Source organism: Citrobacter freundii complex sp. CFNIH9, from assembly GCF_002903305.1.
GTDB lineage: Bacteria > Pseudomonadota > Gammaproteobacteria > Enterobacterales > Enterobacteriaceae > Citrobacter > Citrobacter portucalensis.
Genome location: NZ_CP026238.1, coordinates 4262586 through 4289000 on the forward strand (window position 1 = coordinate 4262586; position 26415 = coordinate 4289000).

The window sequence follows — 26415 nt, forward strand, 5'->3', positions numbered from 1 at the left end:
ATTAACGTACCTTCAGCGTTGCCAGGCCAATCAGCACCAGCATCAGCGAAATAATCCAGAAGCGCACAATTACGCGCGGTTCCGGCCAGCCTTTCAGTTCATAGTGATGGTGAATCGGCGCCATACGGAAGATGCGCTGTCCGCGCAGCTTAAAGGAGCCAACCTGCAGAATGACCGACAGCGTTTCCACAACAAATACGCCGCCCATAATTACCAGCAGGAATTCCTGACGCAGCAGCACGGCAATAATGCCCAGCGCGCCGCCCAGCGCCAGAGAACCGACGTCGCCCATAAAGACCTGCGCCGGATAGGTGTTAAACCACAGGAAGCCTAACCCCGCACCGACAATCGCCGTACAGACGATCACCAGTTCGCCGGCATGGCGTAAATAGGGAATGTGCAGGTAGTTGGCAAAGTTCATGTTACCTGTAGCCCATGCCACCAGAGCAAAACCTGCGGCCACGAACACGGTCGGCATAATCGCCAGACCATCCAGGCCATCGGTGAGGTTTACCGCGTTGCCAGTGCCCACAATCACGAAGTACGCCAGCAACACGTAGAACAGCCCCAATTGCGGCATGACATCTTTAAAGAACGGCACCACCAGCTCGGTAGCCGGGGTATCTTTACCGGCGAGGTACAGCGCAAAGGCTACACCCAGCGCAATCACCGACATCCAGAAGTACTTCCAGCGGGCAATCAACCCCTTGGTATCCTTGCGCACCACTTTGCGGTAGTCATCGACAAAACCGATAATGCCGTAGCCAATCAATACCACCAGCACGCACCATACGTACGGGTTCGACGGATATGCCCACAACAGAACGGAGATAACAATCGCGGTGAGGATCATGATCCCGCCCATGGTTGGCGTACCGCGTTTACTGAAGTGCGATTCAGGACCGTCGTTACGTACGACCTGTCCAAAGGACATTTTTTGCAAGCGGGCAATCATGCGCGGGCCCATCCACAAAGAGATGAACAGCGCGGTCAGCAGGCTGACGATGGCGCGAAACGTCAGATAGGAAAAGACGTTAAAGCCGGAATAATATTTGACCAAATGTTCGGCCAGCCAAACTAACATGTCCCATTCTCCTGTAATGCGCGTACTACCTCTTCCATGGCGGCACTACGTGAACCCTTCACTAAAATCGTCATGACCTGATGTTCTGCAATCAATGCTTTAAGATGCGCGGCCAGCGCGCTTTTATCCGCAAAATGTTCGCCAACGCCGCTGGCGTCGCTAATTGCCTTACTCAGTTTTCCTGTACTCAGTACACGGTCGATACCTGCTGCTTTCGCAGCAACACCTACCTGTACATGGCATGCTTCACTTTCTGCGCCAAGCTCTGCCATATCGCCAACGACCAGTACGCGATAGCCCGGCATTTCAGACAGCACCTGCACCGCTGCGGTCATCGAACCGACGTTCGCGTTATAGGAGTCGTCCAGCAGCAGCTGATTTTCTGCGAGTTGAATCGGGAACAGACGTCCCGGTACCGCTTGCAGATCCTTCAAACCCGCTTTGATCGCCTCGTGCGTCGCGCCTACCGCCATAGAAAGCGCCGCCGCCGCAAGGGCGTTAGCGATATTGTGGCGACCCGGCAACGGCAGCAGGACATCAATGCTTCCGGTCGGCGTTTGCAGAGAAAATTCTGTGCCATGCGAGGTCACATGAACGTTGGTAGCAGAAAAGTCGCTGTTGGCCGCATTCGGGGAGAAGCGCCAGACTTTGCGTTCGCCGATGATGCTTTGCCAGTTCAACCAGTCGTTGTTGTCGGCATTCATAATGGCGATACCATTCTCAGACAGGCCGGTAAAAATCTCACCTTTTGCCTTCGCAACGCCCGCCAGAGATCCGAAACCTTCCAGGTGCGCGGCGGCCAGATTGTTCACCAGCGCCGCTTCCGGACGCGTCAGGCCGACGGTCCAGGCGATTTCGCCCTGATGGTTGGCGCCGAGCTCAATCACGGCATAGTCGTAATCGTTATTTAAGCGCAGCAGCGTCATCGGTACGCCGATGTCGTTATTCAGATTGCCCGCTGTATATAGGGTGTTACCACACTGGCTCAGAATGGCAGCCGTCATCTCTTTGACGGACGTTTTACCGGATGAGCCGGTCAGCGCGACAACGCGCGCCGGAACCTGAGCGCGAACCCACGCCGCCAGTTCACCAAACGCCAAACGCGTATCTTTAACAATCAGCTGCGGCAGGTTGGTGTCCAACGGGCGGCTGACCAGCAGCGCACCCGCCCCGCTCTCTTGCGCTTTGTCTGCAAAATCATGGGCATCAAAGCGTTCGCCTTTCAGCGCCACAAACAGGCAGCCCGGCGTCACTTTACGCGTATCGGTTGTTACGGCATCAAGGGTCAGATCGGCCCCTTTCAGTTCGCCACGGAGGATCTCCGCCAGTTGGCTGAGCGTTACGCTAATCATGCGATAACCCCCAGCAGACGCGCTGCGGTCACGCGGTCAGAATAGTCGAGACGCTGCGAGCCGACGATCTGGTAATCTTCGTGACCTTTCCCGGCCACCAGCACCACGTCGTTTTCTTTCGCCTGCATAATGGCGTTTGTCACGGCTTCTGCGCGCCCTTCCATCACCTTCGCCTGTCCGGCATCCAGCATACCCGCCAGAATGTCGTTAATAATGGCGCGCGGCTCTTCGGTACGCGGGTTGTCATCAGTCACCACGACAACATCTGCAAACTGCTCAGCGATTGCGCCCATCAACGGACGTTTGCCTTTATCGCGATCGCCGCCGCAGCCAAAGACGCACCACAGTTTGCCAGTACAGTGCAGACGTGCCGCCTGCAGTGCTTTTTCCAGCGCATCTGGCGTATGGGCGTAATCAACCACCACGGTGGTTTTACCCGGCGCGCTGAACACTTCCATACGCCCGCAAACCGGCTGCAATTGTGTCGCCGTTTTCAGTAAATCAGCTAACGGATAGCCCAGTGCCAACAGCGTTGCCAGCGCCAGCAAAAGATTGCTGACGTTAAACGCCCCCATCAGGCGGCTTTCAATTTCGCCGTCGCCCCATGAGGAGGTAAAACGAATCGTTGCCCCGCTGTCGTGATACTTCACGTCAACCGCTTTTAACCAACGACCATGACAGTTCGGGTTGATGTGGTCTTCCATCGAAACGGCAACCGCATCCGGGAGTTTCGCCAGCCAGCGACGGCCGACCTCATCATCCGCATTGACGATGGCCTGGCCGCAATGGTGCGTGGAATACAGCAGCCATTTCGCGGCTTCGTAATGTTCCATGTCGCCGTGGTAGTCGAGATGGTCACGGCTTAAGTTAGTAAATACTGATGCGGCAAACTTCAGCGCCGCCACGCGATGCTGAACCAGGCCGTGTGAAGAGACTTCCATCGCGCCAACCGTTGCGCCCTGCGCAGCCAGCCCCGCCAGCACATGCTGGACATCAACGGCTGAACCGGTGGTATTTTCCGTCGGGATCACTTTGCCCAGCAGGCCATTACCTACTGTTCCCATTACCGCGCTGGTTTCGCCAAGCAGTTGGCTCCACTGGGCCAGCAATTGGGTGGTGGTGGTTTTACCGTTAGTCCCGGTTACGCCGACCAGACGCATTTTCTCAGAAGGCTCGTGGTAAAAACGGCCCGCCAGTGCAGATAAACGTTCGTTAAGCTGACTGAGATAGATGACCGGAACGCCATGCATTTCACGGATTTCACCATCAGTAGCTTCATCTTTTGCTTCTGCAATAATGGCAGCCACACCTTGCGCTATCGCCTGCGGGATATACCGACGCCCGTCCGCCTGATGACCCAATACTGCGACAAAGAGATCGCCTGATGCAGCCACACGGCTGTCAAGCGTCATCTCCCGCAGTGCTCGCTCCGGTGCACCCGGCACCCATGGAGCAAGAAGGTCGCGCAAATTACGATCTGCCACCTGTTGCCTCGCCTTGATTATTCACAAATTCATTTTTATCGCCCGTTGTCAGCGCATCCGGCTCGATGTTCATGGTGCGCAGTACGCCGCCCATGATGGCACCAAAGACCGGCGCGGAAACGGCGCCACCGTAGTATTTACCCGCCTGCGGATCGTTGATAACAACAACCAGCGCGAAGCGCGGCTGACTCGCAGGCGCAACGCCTGCGGTATAAGCAATGTATTTGTTGATGTAGCGGCCATCCGGCCCTACTTTTTTCGCTGTCCCGGTTTTAATAGCGATGCGATAGCCTTTAATCGCCGCCTTCACGCCGCCGCCGCCCGGCAGCGCCACGCTTTCCATCATATGCACGACGGTACGCACGGTATCTTCCGGGAAGATACGCTCACCCGGAACAGGAGGGTCTACTTTGGTAATCGACAGTGGACGATAAACGCCGTAGCTGCCGATCGTTGCATAGACTCGCGCTAACTGTAACGGCGTTACCATTAGCCCGTAGCCGAAAGAGAAGGTGGCCCTCTCTATGTCAGACCACCGTTGTTTTTGAGGATATAAGCCACTGCGTTCTCCGACCAACCCCAAATTGGTCGCTTTTCCCAGCCCAAAACGTGAGTAAGTATCTACTAACGCTGAGGACGGCATCGCTAACGCCAGCTTGGAAACACCGACGTTACTCGACTTCTGCAAAACCCCGGTGAGGGTTAATTCGCTATAACGCGCCACGTCTTTGATTTCGTGACCATTAATTCGGTAAGGGATAGTGTTAAGGACGGTATTTTCGCGTACCACGCCACGCTGCAGCGCGGTCATCACCACCATCGGTTTAACGGTAGAACCCGGTTCAAACACGTCGGTGATGGTACGGTTACGCATCGCGTCTTTTGGCGTACCGGTGAGATTGTTCGGGTTGTAGGACGGACTGTTGGCCATGGCCAGCACTTCACCGGTGTTTACATCCACCAGTACCGCACTGCCTGACTCCGCCTTGTTGAACGCCACGGCGTTATTCAGTTCACGGTAGACCAGTGCCTGTAAACGCTCATCAATGCTCAACGCGAGGTTATGCGCCGCCTGGCTGTCGGTAGAGGAGATATCTTCAATGACGCGGCCATAACGGTCTTTACGTACAATACGTTCGCCCGGTTGTCCGGTGAGCCACTTGTCGAAGCTCTTCTCTACGCCTTCAATCCCCTGGCTGTCGACGTTAGTAAAGCCGATGAGGTGAGCAGTCACTTCTCCGGAAGGATAGTAACGGCGGGATTCTTCGCGTAGGTGGATACCTGGCAGCTTCAGTTTCTTGATGTAGTCGGCCATGTCAGGGTTTACCTGACGCGCCAGATAGATGAAGCGCCCTTTCGGGTTGGCGTTAATGCGGGAAGCCAGTTGATCGAGCGGGAGATTCAGCGCGGTTGACAGCGCTCTCCAGCGTTCGCCAACGCTCACGCCGCCTGCATCATGTACTTCTTTCGGGTCGGCCCATATCGCTTTAACCGGAACGCTCACCGCCAGCGGGCGACCAGAGCGGTCGGTAATCATTCCGCGTGATGTAGACACTTCCTGGACGCGTAGAGAGCGCATATCACCCTGACGCACCAGCATGTCCGGCGCGATGATTTGCAGCCAGGCAACGCGCCCCAGCAGAAAACCCAGTGCCAGCAAAATACAGCCGCACAGTAACGCAAAACGCCAACTGATAAAGTTGGCTTGTTCTTCCTGGCGTTTTGGTTTGTGCGTTTTTGCCGCTGCTTTCATGCGTCGCGTTTATCCTTATTTTTGTACTACGATATTTTCTTGTGAGGGATCGACATGCTGCATTTGCAGCTTTTCCGTTGCGATCCGTTCAACACGGCTATGGTCGCCGAGCGCGTTCTCCTCAAGGATCAAGTTGCGCCATTCGATATCCAGCGCATCTCGCTCCAGAACCAGCTGCTCACGCTGCGCAGTCAGTAACCGCGTATGGTGTGCTGTTGTCACGACGGTAACCGCCGTCAAAATAATGCAAATGAACAGGCAGAGTGGCAGCTTCCCAAACCGCAAAAGATCGTCACCGATCACGCCAGGCAAGGCATGGCGCTCGTTGCTTCCTATCGATCCTTTAACTTTGCTGAGGGCTTCTGTCACTCTGCTGATCATGCGTTCGTCCTCTCTGCAATACGCAGAACTGAACTACGGGCACGAGGATTCTCAGCTACCTCTTCTTCACCCGGCATCATCTTGCCTAGTGCTCTTAACTCACGGCCGCCCAGCTTTTTGATCTGCGCTTCGGTCATCGGTATTCCAGCCGGTACCTGAGGACCACGGCTTTGTTCACGCATAAAGCGTTTCACAATGCGGTCTTCAAGCGAATGGAAACTGATGATCGAAAGGCGACCACCTGGAGCCAGCACGCTGAGCGAGCTTTTTAGCGCCTGCTCTATCTCCTCCAGTTCACTGTTCACCCAAATGCGCACCGCCTGGAAGGTACGGGTCGCGGGATGTTTGAATTTGTCCTTCACCGGCATTGCCGCTGCAATAACTTCCGCCAGCTCTTTGGTGCGGGTCATCGGTTCGATGCGGTTGCGCTCCACGATGGCGCGCGCAATGCGTTTGCCGAAGCGCTCTTCGCCAAAGGTTTTAATCACCCAGGCAATGTCTGCTTCATCGGCGGTTTGCAGCCATTCGGCCGCTGACTGACCGCGTGTTGGGTCCATACGCATATCTAACGGACCGTCACGCATAAACGAGAAACCGCGCTCTGCATCATCGAGCTGCGGTGAAGAAACGCCGAGATCGAGAAGAATCCCGTCGATCTTACCGGTCAGTCCACGCTCGGCGACATAGTCAGCCAGCGCAGAGAAAGGTCCATGTACGATGGAGAAACGGGGATCGGTAATCGTTTTTGCAACAGCAATAGCCTGCGGATCGCGATCGATTGCCAGTAAACGTCCCTCTTCGCCAAGCTGGGAGAGGATCAGACGTGAGTGACCACCGCGACCAAATGTCCCGTCAATGTAGATGCCGTCTGGACGAATATTCAGGCCGTTTACGGCTTCATCCAGCAACACCGTTGTATGTTTATAATTTTCCGTCATTTTATAGAGACAAATCCTGCAATCGTTCCGACAACGCGCCAGTAACAGACTGCTCAGCGTCGATATCTTCCTTGACCTGTTGATACCAGGTCGTTTCATCCCACAGCTCAAACTTATTGAACTGCCCAACCAGCATCACTTCTTTCGTTAGCCCTGCGTGTTGCCGCAGAATGGGTGCTATCAGTAATCGACCAGCGTTATCCATCTGACATTCGCTGGCATGACCCAACAATAAGCGCTGTACGCGGCGCTCAACTGGATTCATGCTCGACAGACGCGATAGCTTCTGCTCGATTATTTCCCATTCAGGCAGGGGGTACAGCAGCAGGCACGGGTGATGGATGTCAATGGTGCAAACCATTTGACCGGTAGCGCTCTCAAGCAGTTGATCCCGATAACGGGTAGGCACGGATAAGCGCCCTTTACTGTCGAGATTAACTAACGTTGCTCCCCGGAACATGCCAGTCTCACCCCCAATTACCACTTTATCCCACAAATTCCCACTTAAAGGAGTTTACGGAGCGGAGGAAAACCTTGTCAAGCAAGTCGCGGCGCTTAGCGGAGCAAAAAACCCATTGTTTACGGCTAATATCAGCGTTGAACAAATTCCGTACAGCAAACGAAGCAAATTAACGTCATGAATATTTGTAAGAAAAAAATCCAACAACTCATCATTGTTTAAAACAACTGAATATCATCCAAAGAAAATATAAAGTGTCAGTTTGCGACGCGAGCGGCATTTTAGGACAATATGCAGCGAGTTAACAGTACCAGTTAATCGGTCTGTACGCCGCGCAGAGCCGAGGTAAGCACCAGATGGCCGCAATACGAGAGCAAAGTGTTTGTTAATTCGGCAAATCCATACATGCATGTAACAAAATAATACAAGCGTAACGCGTCGTTACGTATCAATAACCCAAAAATGGATAGTTGCATTTTTAATTCGGGGTATTTCAAGAATGAATTTCAGATAATTCTAAAGAATATTCTTAAATATAATGCGGTTATTTCTGAGAATAGAAAAATTGAAGACGTCAGAGGCTTATCCCGCCGACGTCATCAATTGAGGAAACTTAGTTACGGCTGAGAATACCGCGACGGTACAGATTACGCCGTATACGCGTTAAACCTGGTTTTGGTTTACGCGGTTCGTCCAGACTTGCCAGTACAATCTCCAGCACGCGTTCTGCGACATCGCGATGGCGCTGTGCCACTGCCAGTACCGGGCACTGCAGGAAGTCGAGCAGTTCGTGATCGCCAAAAGTCGCAATCGCTAAATCAGACGGCAGTTGCCCATCACGACGCAGGGTCACATCCATCACGCCCTGCAACAGGGCAAACGACGTGGTAAACAACGCCTGAGGCATTGGGTGCGTTTCCAGCCATTTATCAAACAGCTGCGCAGCCGCTTCCCGCTCATAGCTGTTGGCGTACAGGAAATGGACTTCACGCGGATCGTCCTTCCACGCGGTACGAAAACCCTGCTCGCGCAGGAAACTGACGGATAATTCAGGAAGCGCGCCCAGATAGAGGACGGTTTCAGCAGGGAATTTGCGTAACTCCTCTGCCAGCATTTCCGCATCATCCTGATCCGCACCCACAACGCTGGTAAAATGTTCGCGATCCAGTGCACGGTCCAGCGCCACAATCGGGAATGAACTGTTTGCCCAGCGTTGGTAGAACGGATGCTCAGGCGGCAAAGAAGTCGACACAATAATGGCATCGACCTGGCGCTGTAAAAGATGCTCAATACAGCGCATTTCGTTATCCGGCTGATCTTCAGAGCAGGCAATCAACAGCTGATACCCACGCTGACGCGCCTGGCGTTCCAGATAGTTTGCGATCCGGGTATAGCTTGTGTTCTCAAGATCCGGGATCACCAGCCCGATAGAACGTGTGCGTCCAGCACGCAGCCCGGCCGCCACGGCATTCGGGTGGTAATTATGCTCACGCACCACCGCCATGACTTTTTCAACCGTTTTGTCGCTTACGCGATATTGCTTTGCTTTGCCATTAATAACGTAGCTTGCAGTCGTTCGCGAAACGCCGGCCAACCGAGCGATTTCATCCAGTTTCACAATTGCCCCTTGCGTAAAATGTACAAACCATAACCTTTTAGATGGCATGGGTTAAACTTCTTAACATCTAAGCGCAGAATAATGACTGCGGCAACCGCTTTTGTCTCTGGTTACTGCTGATTTCGCAAAAAAAAAGTGCAACCAGAAGCATCAGCGAAAGCGGGTTCGTTACCAGCAGGTAGGATAAGGCGTTTACGCCGCTATCCGGCATGACCTCCACGATGAGGCCTGATAGCGCTTTGCTTACCAGGCCTACGGTTGACGATTAGCGCATAATTTTATCGCCACGGGAGAGTCCCACCACACCGGAACGAGCAACTTCCACAATTTTGGCGACTTCACGTAGAGTTGCCAGAAACGCATCCAGCTTGTCGCTGGTGCCCGCCAGTTGTACGGTGTAGATAGACGGCGTCACGTCGATGATTTGCCCGCGGAAAATCTCCGTGTTGCGTTTCACCTCCTCCCGGCCATAACCGCTGGCCTGGATTTTCACCAGCATGATTTCTCGTTCAACATGGGCACCCTGCCCCAGCTCGCTAACGCGCAGAACATCCACCAGTTTGTGGAGCTGCTTTTCGATCTGCTCAAGGACTTTCTCATCCCCTACCGTCTGAATCGTCATCCGCGATAAGGTGGGGTCGTCGGTCGGCGCGACGGTCAGGCTTTCAATGTTGTATCCACGCTGGGCGAAGAGGCCAATCACCCGCGACAATGCACCCGATTCATTTTCCAGCAATACTGATAATATCCGGCGCATAATCAGGTCCTCTCCGTTTTGCTTAGCCACATTTCATCCATCCCGCCCCCACGAATCTGCATCGGGTAGACATGCTCACTGCCGTCGACGGTGACGTCGACAAACACCAGACGATGGTTACGCACATGCTCCAGCGCTTCACCCAGCTTGCTCTCCAGTTCATCTGGATGATTAATCTGGATACCGATATGCCCATAAGCCTCAGCAAGGCGCACAAAATCGGGCAGCGACTGCATGTAAGACTGGGAGTGACGCCCGGAGTAGATCATGTCCTGCCATTGTTTGACCATGCCGAGATAACGGTTGTTAAGGTTGAGCACCAGCACCGGCAGTTCATACTGCAGCGCCGTCGACAGCTCCTGGATGTTCATCTGAATGCTGCCATCCCCGGTGACGCACACTACCGTTTCATCCGGCAACGCCATTTTCACCCCTAACGCCGCAGGTAAACCGAATCCCATCGTGCCGAGGCCGCCTGAGTTAATCCAGCGACGCGGTTTATCGAACGGATAATAAAGTGCGGCAAACATCTGATGCTGGCCAACGTCAGAGGTCACATACGCTTCCCCTTTCGTCAGACGCCAGATGGTTTCAATCACCGCCTGCGGCTTAATGCTTTCGCTTTGCGTGTCGTATTTCAGACACTGACGGGCGCGCCAGTGCTCAATCTGTTGCCACCAGTCACGGTTATCATCCAGTGGCTGCTGTGATTTCTCTTGCTCCAGCAGTTCGAGCATTTGATCCAGCACCAGACGGGCATCACCCACAATCGGAATATCCGCAGTAACGGTTTTAGAAATAGAGGTCGGATCGATGTCGATATGCAGCACGGTCGCATTCGGACAATATTTTGCCAGGTTATTTGTCGTTCGATCGTCAAAGCGAACGCCGACAGCAAAGATCACATCGGAATGATGCATGGTCATATTCGCTTCGTATGTACCGTGCATCCCTAACATGCCCAGCGCCTGACGATGCGTGGCAGGAAACGCGCCCAACCCCATTAGCGAGGAGACAACCGGCAGATTCAGCGCTTCAGCAATCTGAGCTAACTGCTCATGGCAAGCAGCATTGACCGCGCCACCGCCCACATAGACAACCGGTTTCTTCGCCGCGACCAGCGTCTGTAGCGCCCGTTTGATCTGTCCTTTGTGCCCCGTCGTCGTCGGATTATACGAGCGCATACTCACCGAGTCCGGCCAGCTATAAGGCAGTTTCTTCGCCGGATTCAGAATATCCTTCGGCAAATCCACCACCACTGGCCCTGGGCGACCGCTTGCTGCCAGCCAGAAGGCTTTTTTCAGCACCTGTGGGATATCTTCCGTTTGTTTGACCAGGAAGCTGTGTTTTACCACCGGGCGGGATATACCTACCATGTCGCACTCCTGGAAGGCATCGTAGCCAATCAGCGACGTTGCGACCTGTCCGGAGAGGATCACCAGCGGAATGGAATCCATGTAAGCCGTTGCGATTCCGGTAATCGCGTTGGTCGCCCCCGGTCCGGAGGTAACTAATACGACCCCCACTTCTCCCGTGGCACGCGCAAGGCCATCAGCCATATGTACCGCCGCTTGTTCATGGCGGACCAGCACATGATCAATACCGCCGACCGTATGCAGCGCATCATAAATATCGAGGACGGCCCCCCCGGGATAACCGAATACCTGCTTCACACCCTGATCGATGAGCGATCGGACGACCATCTCGGCTCCAGACAACATCTCCATGGCTTGCCTCACTCTTATAATGAATTACGGTTTAACAACACATTAACCGCTGACGATGACGCATGGCAATTGACTCCGAAGGGGTGTCACTGGAGTAAATAAGAATAAAAAGGAGGAAAGACGCGAATAAACGGAGAATTAAACCAGCATAAGCAATCAGTATGATAAATAATCGCTTAAAAATGGGAACTTACAGCAATTACTCTATTTTTTGACACTTTTGGACAGACGTAAAAAATAGAGTTCAGCATAAAATTTCAGTTATAAAGACAAAAGCAGAATAAACAGGATGTATTGTCCGGTTTACTCTGCCAAGTGCTACTGCTTACAAACGGAGACTAACAGCTCTTCCATCCATTGATGTCCTTTATCCCGGCCCGCGGCTTCATGCCAGGAAAGATAGCATGTGCGGCTGTTCAATTTTAACGGTAAAGGTAAGATCTGTAGTTCTAAAGAATCGGCAAATTCTTCTGCTAACCAACGCGGCGCAATAGAGACCAAATGCGTTTGCGACACAATATTAAGAACGCTAATTAATGCCATGCCCTGATAAGCTACGCAGGATTGTTTATCCGGTGTGTCATACCATGGTTGGCTGAATGATGCGAAGCGATCAAGTGACACCACCGCATGCTGTTCATTATAGACATCGCTTTCCAATAACGGACCACTAATGCGCGGATGCTTTTTACTTGCGACTAACACCATTTCGTCATTGAATAACGGAATACTGGTAAATTCAGGACGACGGAATTCTTCATAGCTAATAACGAATTCTGTTTCCTGGTAACGTAATTGATGCTCTGTATTTTGATTGAGTGAAGATTTAAATACGACATGAATGTTTGGTGCAACTTGCTCAACCCGATTATAAATCAACGACGTCAGAATATTATCCAATGGGCTGCATACGCAAAGATTGAATACGCGCTCGCTGCTGGCTGGCTCAAAACCCGATCCAGGCAGTTCATTTTGCACTAATTGCAATGCCTGGCGAACAGAACCAAATAGCTGGAAAGCTCTTGCTGTCGGCTGGATACCGCGTCCATAACGAACAAAAAGCTCATCATTAAACATCACTTTCAGGCGCGCGACCGCATTACTGACAGCAGGTTGCGACATTCCTAAGGAAGGTGCGAATAAGCAGGTCATTTCTTCCCAAGCTGACTCGCTGATTAAAATTTCGCGGATCTGGGCCGATTTTTTTCCCGCAAACACATCGAATCAGCCTATTTAGGCTATTTTTTCCACCATTTCTGGCGTTATTTCCGGTTTTTACTGAGATCTCTCCCACTGACGTATCATTTGGTCCACCCGAAACAGGTTGGCCAGGGTGAATAACATCGCCAGTTGGTTATCGTTTTTCAGCAGCCCTTTGTATCTGGCTTTCACGAAGCCGAACTGCCGCTTGATGATGCGAAACGGGTGCTCCACCCTGGCACGGATGCTGGCTTTCATGTATTCGATGTTGATGGCCGTTTTGTTCTTGCGCGGATGCTGCTTCAAGGTTTTTACCCTGCCGGGACGCTCGGCGATCAGCCAGTCCACATCCACCTCGGCCAGCTCCTCGCGCTGTGGCGCTCCTTGGTAGCCGGCATCGGCTGAGACAAATTGCTCCTCTCCATGAAGCAGATTACCCAGCTGATTGAGGTCATGCTCGTTGGCCGCGGTGGTGACTAGGCTGTGGGTCAGGCCACTCTTGGCATCGACACCAATGTGGGCCTTCATGCCAAAGTGCCACTGATTGCCTTTCTTGGTCTGATGCATCTCCGGATCGCGTTGCTGCTCTTTGTTCTTGGTAGAGCTGGGTGCCTCAATGATGGTGGCATCCACCAAAGTGCCTTGGGTCATCATGACGCCTGCTTCGGCCAGCCAGCGATTGATGGTCTTGAACAATTGACGGGCCAGTTGATGCTGCTCGAGCAGGTGGCGGAAATTCATGATGGTGGTGCGATCCGGCAGGGCGCTATCCAGGGATAATCGGGCAAACAGGCGCATGGAGGCGATTTCGTACAGGGCATCTTCCATGGCACCGTCGCTCAGGTTGTACCAATGCTGCATGCAGTGAATACGCAGCATGGTCTCCAGCGGATAGGGCCGTCGGCCATTGCCCGCCTTGGGATAAAACGGCTCGATGACAGCGGTCATATTCTGCCATGGCAGAATCTGCTCCATGCGGGAGAGGAAAATCTCTTTTCGGGTCTGACGGCGCTTAGTGCTGAATTCACTATCGGCGAAGGTGAGTTGATGGCTCATGATGTCCCTCTGGGATGCGCTCCGGATGAATATGATGATCTCATATCAGGAACTTGTTCGCACCTTCCCTAAAGTATGCGCGGCACGGGTAATATTTTGTTCTTGCATCACCGCATCAAAGACGGTTAATAAATTAAGATCAACCATGCGAAGCTGTGGCTTCCCCATATCTATAATATTTGTTTTATCTATTATTTTTACTTCTGGCATATTTAACTCCACTGTCACTCTAAACTCCCTTTTCCCAGACGGAGTGAAGAAATAATCTCCGTTAATATGATTTACCATACATATAAGATGAGAAAAAGAAAAAACATTAAAATTAGGAAAACATAAAGGTACAAACCTAAATGAACAAAAGACCAATGCGAGCGCAGTGTGGCAGGTGTCACTGCACGGTGATTCATATGTTTAAATTTCAAAAACAATATAACCATAAGCATGGCGAATATACAATCATACGTATCGTGAATACGTATTTAAGTTTTAATTAAATGTTTATATTATTAATACATTAAAAGTTAACATTAATTTATCAATTATGTGGTGTTACACTGCCCATAGCCATTCATGATTACTATAAAAACAGATAAATCATAAAGATATGAAATCCTAAGGGCGACCTTTTCTTCAGTTCGCCGTTACAATAAATGCAAATAATTATGCTCAAATATGTCAAACCATGAAAAGTATGTACAACCATCAACTGATTAATTTTATGTACTCCGAAAAATTCAGCACAATTCGCTTAAGTTTTGCAGAAACTTCTCCCCTCAAGTAAGGCATTTGCAGGAGTGAGGGTTGACATCAGTCTTCATATCCAGTACCACTAAAAGCATATCGCATTCGCCTGGAGCTTAATTGATGACTTACATTGCTCGTTTTAACGGTCTACTACTACTAAACGCATCTTCATTGCGCGGTAGACTGGTGGACGACATTCAGCATTAAGTCAGCTCCAGTTAAGACAAAAACCCGCGCCGTTGCGCGGGTTTTTTTATGCTCGAAGCAAGGCGCCCTAAGAAACCAAGGACCTAAACCATGAGCCAGCAAGTCATTATTTTCGATACCACCTTACGCGATGGTGAACAAGCGTTACAGGCAAGCCTGAGTGTGAAAGAAAAACTGCAGATTGCGCTGGCCCTTGAGCGTATGGGCGTGGACGTGATGGAAGTGGGTTTCCCCGTTTCTTCACCGGGCGACTTTGAGTCAGTGCAGACCATTGCTCGTCAGGTTAAAAACAGCCGCGTTTGCGCCTTAGCACGCTGCGTAGAAAAAGATATCGATGTTGCCGCAGAATCGCTGAAAGTTGCTGAAGCTTTCCGTATTCATACGTTTATCGCCACCTCGCCGATGCACATTGCGACGAAATTACGCAGTACGCTGGATGAGGTCATTGAGCGCGCGGTCTACATGGTTAAGCGTGCGCGTAATTATACCGATGACGTGGAGTTCTCCTGCGAAGATGCAGGCCGTACCCCTATCGCCGATCTGGCTCGCGTTGTTGAAGCTGCTATTAACGCAGGTGCCAAAACCATTAACATCCCCGATACCGTCGGTTACACCATGCCTTTCGAATTTGGGGCAATCATTTCTGGCCTGTATGAACGCGTACCAAATATCGATAAAGCCATCATCTCCGTACACACCCATGATGATTTAGGTTTGGGCGTCGGCAACGCGCTGGCAGCCGTTCACGCCGGAGCGCGTCAGGTGGAAGGCGCGATGAACGGTATCGGCGAACGCGCCGGTAACTGCTCACTGGAAGAAGTGATCATGGCGATCAAGGTGCGTAAAGATATCCTGAATGTACAGACCCGCATCAATCACCAGGAGATCTGGCGTACCAGCCAGTTAGTCAGCCAAATCTGCAACATGCCTATTCCGGCAAACAAAGCCATTGTAGGTAGCGGCGCCTTTGCCCACTCCTCCGGCATCCATCAGGACGGCGTACTGAAAAACCGTGAAAACTACGAAATCATGACGCCTGAATCCATTGGTCTGAACCAGGTACAGCTGAACCTGACCTCCCGTTCCGGACGCGCCGCGGTGAAACACCGTATGGACGAGATGGGATATAAAGAAAATGAATATAGCCTGGACAACCTGTACGACGCATTCCTGAAACTGGCGGACAAAAAAGGTCAGGTATTTGATTACGACCTGGAAGCGCTGGCCTTCATTAATAAACAGCAGGAAGAACCGGAGCATTTCCGTCTGGATTACTTCAGCGTGCAGTCCGGCTCCAATGACATCGCCACCGCCTCCGTCAAGCTGGCCTGCGGTGAAGAAGTTAAAGCCGAAGCGGCGAACGGTAACGGTCCGGTCGATGCTATTTATCAGGCCATCAACCGTGTAACTGAGTACAACATCGAACTGGTGAAATACAGCCTGACCGCCAAAGGGCACGGTAAAGATGCGCTGGGTCAGGTGGATATCGTTGCCAACTATAACGGTCGTCGTTTCCACGGCGTCGGTCTGGCGACAGATATCGTCGAATCTTCTGCTAAAGCGATGGTGCATGTGCTGAACAACATCTGGCGCGCCGAAGAAGTCGAAAAAGAATTGCAACGCAAAGCTCAGAACAACGAGAACAACAAGGAAATCGTGTGATGTCGAAGAATTATCATATTGCTGTTTTGCCGGGTGACGGTATTGGCCCGGAAGTGATGGCGCAAGCCCTGAAGGTACTGGACGCAATCCGTAACCGTTTTAACATGCGCATTACCACCAGCCACTACGACGTGGGTGGTGCCGCGATCGATAACCACGGTCAGCCGCTGCCACCTGCAACAGTTGAAGGCTGTGAACAAGCTGACGCCATTCTGTTTGGCTCCGTTGGCGGCCCGAAATGGGAAAACCTGCCGCCAAACCAGCAGCCAGAGCGTGGCGCACTGCTGCCATTGCGTAAGCACTTCAAATTATTCAGCAACCTGCGCCCGGCTAAGCTCTACCAGGGGCTGGAAGCGTTTTGCCCTCTGCGCGCAGATATTGCCGCGAACGGTTTCGACATCCTGTGCGTACGCGAACTGACTGGCGGGATTTACTTCGGTCAACCAAAAGGCCGCGAAGGCAGCGGACAACATGAAAAAGCCTTTGATACCGAGGTTTATCACCGTTTCGAGATCGAACGTATTGCGCGTATCGCGTTTGAATCCGCTCGCAAACGTCGCCGTAAAGTTACGTCGATTGATAAAGCTAACGTACTGCAAACGTCTATTCTGTGGCGCGAAATTGTCAATGAAATTGCTAATGAATACCCGGACGTTGAACTGGCGCATATGTACATCGACAACGCGACTATGCAATTAATTAAAGATCCATCCCAGTTCGACGTGTTGCTGTGCTCTAACCTGTTCGGTGACATTCTGTCTGATGAGTGCGCCATGATCACCGGTTCAATGGGCATGTTACCGTCCGCCAGCCTGAATGAGCAGGGCTTCGGTTTGTACGAGCCTGCTGGCGGCTCCGCTCCGGACATCGCCGGGAAAAACATTGCCAACCCTATCGCCCAGATCCTGTCGCTGGCGCTGCTGCTGCGCTACAGCCTGGATGCCAATGATGCAGCAACCGCAATTGAGAGCGCCATCAACCGCGCATTAGAAGAAGGCATTCGCACCGGTGACTTAGCCCGTGGCGCTGCCGCAGTCAGTACCGATGAAATGGGCGACATCATTGCCCGTTACGTCGCAGAAGGGGTGTAATCATGGCCAAAACGTTATACGAAAAATTGTTTGATGCGCACGTCGTTTTTGAGGCGCAAAACGAAACCCCGCTGTTGTACATCGACAGACATCTGGTGCATGAAGTGACCTCTCCGCAGGCGTTTGATGGTCTGCGCGCACATGGCCGTCAGGTGCGCCAGCCGGGTAAAACCTTTGCCACCATGGATCACAACGTCTCTACCCAGACCAAAGACATCAACGCGTCGGGTGAGATGGCCCGCATCCAGATGCAGGAGCTGATTAAGAACTGTAACGAATTTGGCGTCGAGCTGTACGACCTGAACCATCCTTATCAGGGTATCGTTCACGTGATGGGGCCAGAACAAGGCGTGACGTTGCCGGGTATGACCATCGTCTGTGGCGATTCCCACACCGCTACACACGGCGCGTTCGGCGCGCTGGCGTTTGGTATTGGCACCTCTGAAGTTGAACACGTTCTGGCGACGCAGACCCTGAAACAGGGGCGCGCCAAAACCATGAAGATTGAAGTCAACGGTAAAGCAGCCGCTGGCATTACCGCCAAAGATATCGTGCTGGCGATTATCGGTAAAACCGGTAGCGCAGGCGGTACCGGACACGTCGTTGAGTTTTGTGGCGAAGCCATCCGTGCATTGAGCATGGAAGGCCGGATGACCCTGTGCAACATGGCCATTGAAATGGGCGCCAAAGCGGGTCTGGTCGCACCGGATGAAACGACCTTTAACTATGTTCAGGGTCGTTTACACGCACCGAAGGGCGAGGATTTTGACCACGCGGTTACATACTGGAAAACCCTGAAAACCGACGACAACGCGACGTTTGATACCGTCGTTACCCTGCAGGCAGAAGAGATCGCTCCGCAGGTCACCTGGGGAACAAACCCGGGTCAGGTCATCTCGGTGAACGATAATATTCCCGACCCGGCGTCATTTGCCGATCCCGTTGAGCGTGCATCAGCTGAAAAAGCGCTGGCGTATATGGGGCTGAAACCGGGTATTCCGTTAACGGAAGTGGCTATCGATAAAGTGTTCATCGGTTCCTGCACCAACTCGCGTATTGAAGATTTACGCGCCGCGGCAGAAATCGCCAAAGGGCGCAAAGTTGCGCCGGGCGTGCAGGCACTGGTGGTGCCGGGCTCTGGTCCGGTGAAAGCGCAGGCGGAAGCAGAAGGTCTGGATAAGATCTTTATCGAAGCCGGTTTTGAATGGCGTTTACCGGGCTGTTCCATGTGCCTGGCGATGAACAATGACCGCCTGAACCCAGGCGAACGCTGCGCATCCACCAGCAACCGTAATTTTGAAGGCCGTCAGGGCCGCGGTGGTCGCACGCATTTAGTCAGTCCGGCCATGGCCGCCGCTGCCGCCGTTACCGGTCATTTTGCCGACATTCGCAGCATCAAATAAGGAAACTACCATGGCAGAGAAATTTACCCAGCATACCGGCCTGGTTGTCCCACTGGATGCCGCCAACGTTGATACCGACGCAATTATCCCTAAACAGTTTTTGCAGAAGGTTACGCGCACCGGTTTTGGCGCCCATCTGTTTAACGACTGGCGTTTCCTGGACGAAAAGGGCCAACAGCCGAATCCTGAGTTCGTTTTAAACTTCCCGGAATATAAAGGGGCATCAATTCTGCTCGCACGGGAAAACTTTGGCTGCGGCTCTTCACGCGAACATGCGCCGTGGGCACTGACCGATTACGGCTTTAAAGTGGTGATCGCACCAAGCTTCGCCGACATCTTCTACGGCAACAGTTTCAATAACCAACTGTTGCCGGTGACCCTGAGCGACGCGCAGGTTGATGAAATGTTCGCGCTGGTGAAAGCCAATCCGGGCATTAAATTTGAAGTGGATCTGGAAGCGCAGGTGGTGAAAGCAGGCGATAAGTCCTACAGCTTTAAAATCGACGACTTCCGCCGCCACTGCATGCTGAACGGTCTGGACAGCATCGGGCTGACGCTGCAGCATGAAGCGGCCATCACCGAGTACGAAGACAAGCAGCCAGCGTTTATGCAGTAATCTCTTCCGCTGGTCACCACACGGTGGCCAGCCCTTTCTCTTCGCCTAAAGCGTATCGCCGTAATAGATTTGGTAGCCAAGATTGACGCTGCCCGGCGCATCTTTCCCGTTCAAACGCTTAATCAGAATATCCGCCGCCGTTTTGCCAATCTCAAAGCGTGGCGTAATCACGCTGGCGATTTTTTGCAGCCGCGCACGGCCAATTTCCAGCCCGTGGAAACCGGCAATCGCCATTTTTCCCGGCACATCGTACTGCTGTGCCTGACACTCCAGCAGCGCGCCAACCGCCAGGTCATCGTTGGTACAGAAAATAGCGTCAATATCCGGCTTTTCCGCCATCGCCTGCTGGAACATCTTGCGGCCCAGCGCCACCGACGAAATAGTTTTTGGCGCCAGGTGGTACGCTTCCAGTCCCTGCGCCGCCAGCGCTTTCTCGGTGCCGCGAAAACGGCTAAGGTCTCGGGGGTCATCCATCGAGCCAAAGAAAGCAATGCTGCGTTTACCGCTGTCGATAAAAGCCTGCGTCATTTCAAACGCGGCTTTTTCGTTATCAAACCCAACCTGTATATCAAGATACTGGCCGCTAATATCCATCAGTTCCGCCACCGGTACGCCGCTGGCGCGCACGTACTGGATCATCCGCTCGGTATGCAGCTTTCCCGTGAGGATCAGGCCGTCGATATTGTAAGAGAGCAGGTTCAGCACCTCGCGTTCTTCACGCTCGGCATCATATTCGTAGTTGGCGATCAGCGTCTGGTACTGGCAGGCCGAGGTGACGGATTCAATCCCTGCCAGCACGTCGGCAAAGATCTGATTACGAAACGAGGGGATCAGCACACCAATGGTTTTGCTGCGTGCGTTGAGCAGAATTTCCGGGGCGCGGTTGGGGATGTAGTTGTTCTCTTCCATCACTTTCGAAATCAATTCGCGGCTGCGTTGCGACACCTGATTCGGGTCACGCAGATAACGGCTGACCGTCATCTTATTCAGCCCGGCCAGATTAGCGATATCCTGTAATGTCATCCGATTGTTTTTCATGAGGTTCTCTACGACCAACAGCCCATTATGCTCGCAGAGAACCTTATCACAGCCGGTTAGCGACTGCACTCCTCGCTCAACCTTAACGCGTAGCCATCTCAGCCGACGGCGACGTGGTTTCATTTTGCGCACGAACGCAGTACATCAGCACCACCGACGCCAGCAGAGCAATCGCCATGAAGGTGTAGGAGACGCCCGGCCCGCCGGTCACGCCGTTGAGGTAACCCACCAGCCACGCGCCGAGGAATGCCCCTAACGCGCCAAAACTGTTGATCATCCCCATCGACACGCCGGAGACGTTGCGCGGTAGCAGTTCGGGGATCAGCGCAAAGAACGGCCCGTAAGGCGCATACATACAGGCGGCGGCCACAACCAGCAGCGCGTAGGAGAGCCAGAAGGACTGGTTGCCCAACAGCCACGAGGCAAAGAACGCGATGGCGGCAATCAACAGCAGCGGCCAGATAAACAGCTTACGGTTCTGGAACTTATCGGACAGCCAGGAGACGGTCAGCATCAGGCAGATCGCCGCCAGATACGGTACCGCTGCCAGCCAGCCCACCGCCACGATGTCCATCTGAGCCGCATTTTTGAGGATTGACGGCATCCACATCATGAAACCATACACGCCGATGCTCCACAGCGCATGCACCGCGCAAAGCATAATGACGCTGCGTGAACGCATCGCTTCACCGTAGTTACGCATCGGTTTGATGTCGCGCTGCTCGCGATCCATCGCCTGCTGTAATGCCTGTTTCTCCTGCTCGCTCAACCAGCCCGCATCCGCCGGTTTGTCGCGTACCAGAATCACCCAGCAGAACGCCCAGATCACCGCCGGGATACCTTCGATAATAAACATTTCGCGCCAGCCCCAGGCTTCAATCAGGTAGCCGGAGACAATCGACATCCACAGCACTGTGACCGGGTTGCCGAGAATTAAAAAGGTGTTGGCGCGCGAGCGTTCAGTTTTGGTAAACCAGTTGCTGATATAAATCAGCATCGCGGGCATCACCGCCGCTTCGACGATGCCGAGAATAAAGCGGATCGCCATCAGCGTTGGGATATTGCTGACAAAGCCGGTCGCCGCGGCACAAAGCCCCCAAAGGATCAGGCTGTAAAAAATCATTTTGCGCACGCTATGCTTTACGGCGTACATCGCGCCCGGCACCTGGAAAAAGAAATAGCCCAGGAAGAATAACGCGCCAATTAACGATGCTGTTCCCTGAGTAATCCCTAAGTCATGTTCAATACCGGCGGCAGCGGCAAAGCCGTAATTGGCGCGGTCGAGATAAGCTAAGCTGTAGGTAATAAAAATAATCGGCATTAAATACCACCAGCGACGCGCTGGCAGTTTTGCGAGCATATTCATACTCACTCCTTGGATTATTGTTTTATCGCTCAGGCCGCGCGTTGCGGCCCATTATTGATCAGACCGCGGCCAGCATGCCGCCGTCCACAAACAGAAGATGCCCATTCACAAAGTCAGAAGCGGGCGCGGCAAGATAAACCGCCGCGCCGATCAGCTCCTCCGGGTTACCCCAGCGAGCGGCGGGCGTGCGCTGGAACAGCCAGGCGGAGAATGCTTCATCGTTGACCAGCGCGGTGGTCATGTCGGTGGCGAAATAGCCGGGAGCAATGCCATTGACCTGAATATTGTATTCCGCCAGTTCCACGCACATGCCACGGGTTAACATTTTGACAGCGCCTTTTGACGCCGCGTATGGAGTAATGGTTTTACGACCTAATTCGCTTTGCATTGAGCAGATATTAATAATCTTCCCGCGGCGGCGTTGCACCATGTAGCGGGAAACCTGCTGCGACACCAGAAAGACCGATTTCTGGTTTACATCAATCACTTTGTCCCATTCAGCCTCCGGGAATTCGGTGAAGGGATAACGACGCTGAATTCCGGCGTTGTTAATTAAAATATCAATGGCCCCAACTTCCTTTTCGATTTGCGCGATGGCGCGCGCAACCTCTTCCCCGTTGGTGACATCAAATCCATAGCCAACGGCGCGATAGCCTTCGGCAACCAGTTTGTCCGCCGCCGCCTGAGCGCGCTGCTGGGTAATATCGTTAATCACAATCTCAGCACCGTGCGCCGCCAGACCGTTGGCCAGCAGGTTACCAATGCCCTGAGCGGAACCGGTAATCAGCGCGCGTTTACCGGTCAGGTCGAATAGGTTCTTCATAAAAAACTCCTTTTTTAATAACTGTTACGCGTAACTGTATACGCGTAACAGTAGAAAAAAGAAGATCCAGGAAGAGGAAAATGATCGTTATGTGATCAACATTACATTTACGTGCAAGATGAAAAAAAGAGGGATTGGCCTGATAAGCGTAACGCGATCAGGCCGTAAGGACAGGTTGCCGGATGGCGGCGTAAACGCCTTATCCGGCCTACAAAAACGACAAAAGCGAATACGAAATGTCGTCCGGTCGAGCACTGCAACGCCGGGACTGCACCGGACTAAACATCCTTCACCCGACCAGTCATCCACAGCGTCACCACCGAAATCACCGCAATCACCCAATAGACGGCATAGTGACCGTAGCTTTGCGCAACAGCCCCCTGAATCACCCCTGCCAGAATGACTCCCGTTGAAATACTGTTGGTAAATAATGTGGTCGCTGATCCCGCACGTCCGGGCATCAGATCCTGAAACCACAGCATGCCTATCCCGGCGATAATACCGATAAATACCGCGTTAAACAGTTGCAGCACCAGCAGCGCCGTACGGCTGTGAAAGAAGATCAAACCAAGATAAAACAGCACACCTGCCGCGACGGCCGCGATCATCATTCGCCGTTTGCCAAAGCGCTTCACGTAATAGCCCGCAAGAATCATCGCCGGAATTTCCAGTCCGGCCGCCGTCCCCATTAGAATCCCGGCCAGCTTGTCCGGCAAGCCCAGTTCGAGGCTTATCCACAGCGGCATATCGATGATGTACATGGTGTTGCAGGTCCACATCAGCGTGGAGGCAATAAACAACATGCGTACATTTTTGTCCTGCCAACCGCCGGTCTGTTCCAGCGGCACGTCTACAGGCTGCTCCACCCGAGCAACTGACGGCAGTATCAGCGCAATCAGCACCAGGCTAATGGCAAAAATCCCTGCGGCAATGGAAAACATCGCCGTAAAGCCGTAATTCAGTGCCAGCATAAAAGCCAGCGGTGGGCCAATTACCCAGGCCAGTGAAAGCTGCGCACGCATCACCGAGCTAAACATCACCACTTCACGCGCGGAGTTATCAGCATACTCCCGCGCCAGCGCAAACAGCTGCGGCATGGCGGTGTTCGCCAGCGAGGCCAGCAGCACACCACAGGTGATCAGCGTAAGATAGTGACGATTAAAGGCAAACAGCAACGCATTGCCAATTGCCATCAGGCAGCAGAACATGATCAACTTACGTCGATCACCCTGGCTGTCGGATCGTTTCGCGAGGCCAAGGCTGACGACGATCCCGACAATCGCATTGACGGTGTAAAACAGCCCGACCCAAAATGGCTGCGCCCCGACTTCACGGCTCAGGAACAGACTCAGCGTGGGTGCCTGCAATGCCCCCGCCACGCCCATCATAAAAGCGACCAGCATAAATGCTGCGTAAACGCCGTTGAGGCGCCGTCCCATGGTCATAATCCAGAGCATATCTTTCCTTTTAAGCGCAGCTGAAACGAAAAAAGCCAGCAGATGATACCTGCTGGCGCGGCGATTAACACCAATACTCAGTCACACATGATGTCTGCAATTTCCAATTCAGGAGTCAGATGTCATCTCCCACTGCATCAGCTCTTCGAGCATCTTTAAGCGCTGCGGGGCACTCAGGCAAGCCAACCAGGACGATTTTTCTGTCGCGGTAAAGTACTTCAACCAGAACTGACGCATAGATGACCCCTTCGTTGTCTCATCGCTTCATCGGAATCTATTATTGGCTTAATATAGGGATTATAAAATTGCTGAGTTTTCCGCAGGAGTTCCCCTTTTATGTCTTCTGGTCGTTTGCAACAACAGTTCATCCGTCTGTGGCAATGCTGTGACGGCAAGACGCAAGAAACGACGCTCAACGAGCTGGCGGATCTGCTGAGCTGCTCGCGCCGCCATATGCGTACGCTGCTTAATACCATGCAGGATCGTGGCTGGTTAACGTGGGAAGCTGAAGTTGGACGAGGCAAACGCTCGCGACTGACATTCCTCTATACCGGGCTGGCGCTCCAGCAGCAGCGCGCGGAAGATCTACTGGAACAGGATCGCATCGATCAACTAGTGCAGCTTGTCGGTGACAAAACGGCCGTCCGGCAAATGCTGGTCTCCCACTTGGGGCGCAGCTTTCGCCAGGGTCGGCATATCATGCGCGTTCTCTATTATCGCCCGATGCACAACCTGCTCCCCGGTACGGCATTACGCCGCTCCGAAACCCATATCGCCCGCCAAATTTTCAGTGCCTTAATTCGGGTAAATGAGGAAAATGGGGAACTGGAAGCGGACATTGCCCATCACTGGCAGCAAATTTCACCTTTGCATTGGCGATTCTTCCTGCGCCCGGGGATCCATTTTCATCATGGCCGCGAGCTGGAAATGGAAGATGTTATCGCCTCGCTGAGGCGCATTAACGCCCTGCCGCTGTACTCACACATCACGCAGATCGTCTCTCCCACGGCCTGGACGCTGGATATCCATCTGGCCCAGCCAGATCGCTGGCTTCCCTGGCTATTGGGACAGGTCCCGGCCATGATCCTGCCGCGAGAATGGGAAACGCTAAACAACTTTTCCAGCCACCCGATTGGTACCGGTCCGTATGCGGTAATGCGCAACACCAATAACCAACTGAAAATTCATGCATTTGATGATTACTTTGGCTACCGGGCGCTGATCGACGAAGTTAACGTTTGGGTATTACCCGACATTGGAGAAGAGCCTGGCGGCGGGTTGACGCTAAAAGGTCCAACAGAGGATGAAAAGGCGATCGAAAGCCGCCTCGAAGAAGGTTGCTACTACCTGTTGTTTGATGCGCGTAGCCACCGTGGCGCGAACCAGGAGGTTCGCGAGTGGGCAAGCCGCGTTCTCTCGCCAACGAATTTAATCTGCCACGCCGATGAACAGTACCAGCGGTTGTGGTTTCCCGCCTACGGTTTGCTTCCCCGCTGGCATCACGCCAAACCTGGCCATGGTGAAAAACCCGCCGGGCTGGAAACGCTGACGATCACCTACTATCGCGATCATATCGAACACCGGATTATCGCGCAGATCATGAAAACGTTGCTGGCGCAGCATCAGGTACAGTTGAATATTCAGGAGATCGACTACGATCAATGGCATGCAGGTGAAATCGTCAGCGATATCTGGCTCAACAGCGCCAACTTTACCCTCCCGCTGGACTTCTCACTGTTCGCACATTTGTGCGAAGTCCCTTTGCTGCAAAACTGTATCTCGCGGGACTGGGAAAACGATGCGGCTCGCTGGCGAACGGGCGAAATGAGCCTGGCAGCATGGTGCCAACAGTTGCTCGCCACAAAGGCCATTGTGCCATTAATCCACCACTGGCTGATCATTCAGGGACAGCGCAGTATGCGCGGGCTGCGCATGAATACCCTCGGCTGGTTTGATTTTAAATCGGCGTGGTTTGCGCCGCCGGATCCATAAGAGCCAGCTCTTAATTGCTGCCCGGCAACAAAATCACTACACTAACGCCGTTCTCAACGGGGTGCTAAATAAAAAACATACACAAGATCATTCATGATGCATCAAGGCGGCAAGCGAGTGAGTCCCCAGGAGCATAGATAACTATGTGACTGGGGTGAGCGAGCGCTGCCAACACAGAGGCAGCGTGAATGATGAAGTGTATGGGC

23 protein-coding genes and 2 pseudogenes are annotated in these 26415 nt (G+C 52.9%); 6 read left to right on the forward strand and 19 right to left on the reverse strand.

Translation table 11 applies throughout. From position 1 onward, the window contains the following. Position 1 precedes the first annotated feature (1 nt). From mraY to leuO (C2U43_RS21685), 14 genes and pseudogenes are all read right to left on the reverse strand, one after another. Positions 2-1084, reverse strand: coding sequence for a phospho-N-acetylmuramoyl-pentapeptide-transferase (mraY, locus tag C2U43_RS21615; RefSeq protein WP_003018774.1), 1083 nt, complete (start codon positions 1082-1084; stop codon positions 2-4). Further along, positions 1078-2436 carry a UDP-N-acetylmuramoyl-tripeptide--D-alanyl-D-alanine ligase gene (gene murF, locus C2U43_RS21620; RefSeq protein ID WP_103285768.1) on the reverse strand — a complete coding sequence of 453 codons (1359 nt, stop codon included), beginning with the start codon at positions 2434-2436 and terminating at the stop codon, positions 1078-1080. Before murF ends, mraY begins: the two co-directional genes overlap by 7 nt. Continuing rightward, positions 2433-3920 carry a UDP-N-acetylmuramoyl-L-alanyl-D-glutamate--2,6-diaminopimelate ligase gene (gene murE, locus C2U43_RS21625; RefSeq protein ID WP_008786196.1) on the reverse strand — a complete coding sequence of 496 codons (1488 nt, stop codon included), beginning with the start codon at positions 3918-3920 and terminating at the stop codon, positions 2433-2435. The genes murF and murE overlap by 4 nt, the downstream gene beginning before the upstream one ends. Next, on the reverse strand, positions 3907-5673 hold the full coding sequence (ftsI, locus tag C2U43_RS21630) for a peptidoglycan glycosyltransferase FtsI (protein ID WP_003829538.1): 1767 nt from the start codon (positions 5671-5673) through the stop codon (positions 3907-3909). The genes murE and ftsI overlap by 14 nt, the downstream gene beginning before the upstream one ends. A 15-nt stretch (positions 5674-5688) precedes the next feature. After that, positions 5689-6054 (reverse strand): cell division protein FtsL, encoded by a 366-nt coding sequence (gene ftsL, locus C2U43_RS21635; RefSeq protein ID WP_000625651.1) that lies wholly within the window; start codon positions 6052-6054, stop codon positions 5689-5691. Beyond that, complete coding sequence (gene rsmH, locus C2U43_RS21640) at positions 6051-6992, reverse strand: 16S rRNA (cytosine(1402)-N(4))-methyltransferase RsmH (RefSeq protein ID WP_003018789.1); 942 nt, start codon at positions 6990-6992, stop codon at positions 6051-6053. The genes ftsL and rsmH overlap by 4 nt, the downstream gene beginning before the upstream one ends. Before the next feature lies 1 nt (position 6993). Then, positions 6994-7452 carry a division/cell wall cluster transcriptional repressor MraZ gene (gene mraZ, locus C2U43_RS21645; RefSeq protein ID WP_003018792.1) on the reverse strand — a complete coding sequence of 153 codons (459 nt, stop codon included), beginning with the start codon at positions 7450-7452 and terminating at the stop codon, positions 6994-6996. Between the two features lie 613 nt (positions 7453-8065). After that, complete coding sequence (gene cra / locus C2U43_RS21655; RefSeq protein WP_003018794.1) at positions 8066-9070, reverse strand: catabolite repressor/activator; 1005 nt, start codon at positions 9068-9070, stop codon at positions 8066-8068. Between the two features lie 265 nt (positions 9071-9335). Beyond that, positions 9336-9827 carry an acetolactate synthase small subunit gene (gene ilvN / locus C2U43_RS21660; RefSeq protein WP_003829566.1) on the reverse strand — a complete coding sequence of 164 codons (492 nt, stop codon included), beginning with the start codon at positions 9825-9827 and terminating at the stop codon, positions 9336-9338. A gap of 2 nt (positions 9828-9829) precedes the next feature. Further along, entirely contained in the window at positions 9830-11554 is a 1725-nt protein-coding gene (gene ilvI / locus C2U43_RS21665; protein ID WP_020996230.1) for an acetolactate synthase 3 large subunit, read from the reverse strand. Between the two features lie 318 nt (positions 11555-11872). Then, a pseudogene (leuO, locus tag C2U43_RS21670) lies at positions 11873-12691 on the reverse strand (transcriptional regulator LeuO); the annotation flags it as partial. Continuing rightward, on the reverse strand, positions 12654-12848 hold the full coding sequence (locus tag C2U43_RS30130) for a hypothetical protein (protein WP_327003711.1): 195 nt from the start codon (positions 12846-12848) through the stop codon (positions 12654-12656). The pseudogene leuO (C2U43_RS21670) and the gene C2U43_RS30130, both read right to left, overlap by 38 nt. After that, positions 12830-13810, reverse strand: coding sequence for an IS5-like element ISKpn26 family transposase (locus tag C2U43_RS21680; protein ID WP_000019450.1), 981 nt, complete (start codon positions 13808-13810; stop codon positions 12830-12832). Before C2U43_RS21680 ends, C2U43_RS30130 begins: the two co-directional genes overlap by 19 nt. A 66-nt stretch (positions 13811-13876) precedes the next feature. Further along, positions 13877-14020: pseudogene (gene leuO, locus C2U43_RS21685) on the reverse strand (transcriptional regulator LeuO); the annotation flags it as partial. 654 nt (positions 14021-14674) lie between these two features. Here leuO (C2U43_RS21685) and leuL point away from each other — a divergent pair. The 5 genes from leuL to leuD all read left to right on the forward strand — a co-directional run bounded on the left by leuL (position 14675) and on the right by leuD (position 19533). Further along, on the forward strand, positions 14675-14761 hold the full coding sequence (gene leuL, locus C2U43_RS21690) for a leu operon leader peptide (protein ID WP_048998978.1): 87 nt from the start codon (positions 14675-14677) through the stop codon (positions 14759-14761). A gap of 90 nt (positions 14762-14851) precedes the next feature. Continuing rightward, complete coding sequence (leuA, locus tag C2U43_RS21695; RefSeq protein WP_103285769.1) at positions 14852-16423, forward strand: 2-isopropylmalate synthase; 1572 nt, start codon at positions 14852-14854, stop codon at positions 16421-16423. Beyond that, the gene (gene leuB / locus C2U43_RS21700) at positions 16423-17514 is read left to right on the forward strand and encodes a 3-isopropylmalate dehydrogenase (RefSeq protein WP_003829570.1); all 1092 of its coding nucleotides are present in this window, start codon (positions 16423-16425) and stop codon (positions 17512-17514) included. The genes leuA and leuB overlap by 1 nt, the downstream gene beginning before the upstream one ends. A 2-nt stretch (positions 17515-17516) precedes the next feature. Next, positions 17517-18917 carry a 3-isopropylmalate dehydratase large subunit gene (leuC, locus tag C2U43_RS21705; RefSeq protein ID WP_032942358.1) on the forward strand — a complete coding sequence of 467 codons (1401 nt, stop codon included), beginning with the start codon at positions 17517-17519 and terminating at the stop codon, positions 18915-18917. A 10-nt stretch (positions 18918-18927) separates the two neighbouring features. Then, positions 18928-19533 carry a 3-isopropylmalate dehydratase small subunit gene (gene leuD / locus C2U43_RS21710; RefSeq protein WP_003829572.1) on the forward strand — a complete coding sequence of 202 codons (606 nt, stop codon included), beginning with the start codon at positions 18928-18930 and terminating at the stop codon, positions 19531-19533. Positions 19534-19578: 45 nt separating this feature from the next. Here leuD and idnR read toward each other — a convergent pair whose 3' ends face one another. The 5 genes from idnR to sgrT all read right to left on the reverse strand — a co-directional run bounded on the left by idnR (position 19579) and on the right by sgrT (position 24454). Beyond that, entirely contained in the window at positions 19579-20571 is a 993-nt protein-coding gene (idnR, locus tag C2U43_RS21715) for a DNA-binding transcriptional regulator IdnR (RefSeq protein ID WP_032944294.1), read from the reverse strand. 82 nt (positions 20572-20653) lie between these two features. Then, positions 20654-21937, reverse strand: coding sequence for an MFS transporter (locus C2U43_RS21720; protein ID WP_003829574.1), 1284 nt, complete (start codon positions 21935-21937; stop codon positions 20654-20656). 58 nt (positions 21938-21995) lie between these two features. Further along, positions 21996-22760, reverse strand: a complete 765-nt coding sequence (gene idnO, locus C2U43_RS21725; RefSeq protein ID WP_003829575.1) for a gluconate 5-dehydrogenase — start codon at positions 22758-22760, stop codon at positions 21996-21998. A 278-nt stretch (positions 22761-23038) separates the two neighbouring features. Beyond that, positions 23039-24217 (reverse strand): sugar efflux transporter, encoded by a 1179-nt coding sequence (locus tag C2U43_RS21730; protein WP_003829576.1) that lies wholly within the window; start codon positions 24215-24217, stop codon positions 23039-23041. A gap of 108 nt (positions 24218-24325) precedes the next feature. Beyond that, positions 24326-24454 (reverse strand): glucose uptake inhibitor SgrT, encoded by a 129-nt coding sequence (gene sgrT / locus C2U43_RS21735; protein ID WP_020996233.1) that lies wholly within the window; start codon positions 24452-24454, stop codon positions 24326-24328. Positions 24455-24553: 99 nt separating this feature from the next. Between sgrT and sgrR the strand changes: the two genes are divergently transcribed. Next, positions 24554-26209, forward strand: coding sequence for an HTH-type transcriptional regulator SgrR (gene sgrR, locus C2U43_RS21740; RefSeq protein WP_057067388.1), 1656 nt, complete (start codon positions 24554-24556; stop codon positions 26207-26209). Positions 26210-26415 lie beyond the last annotated feature (206 nt).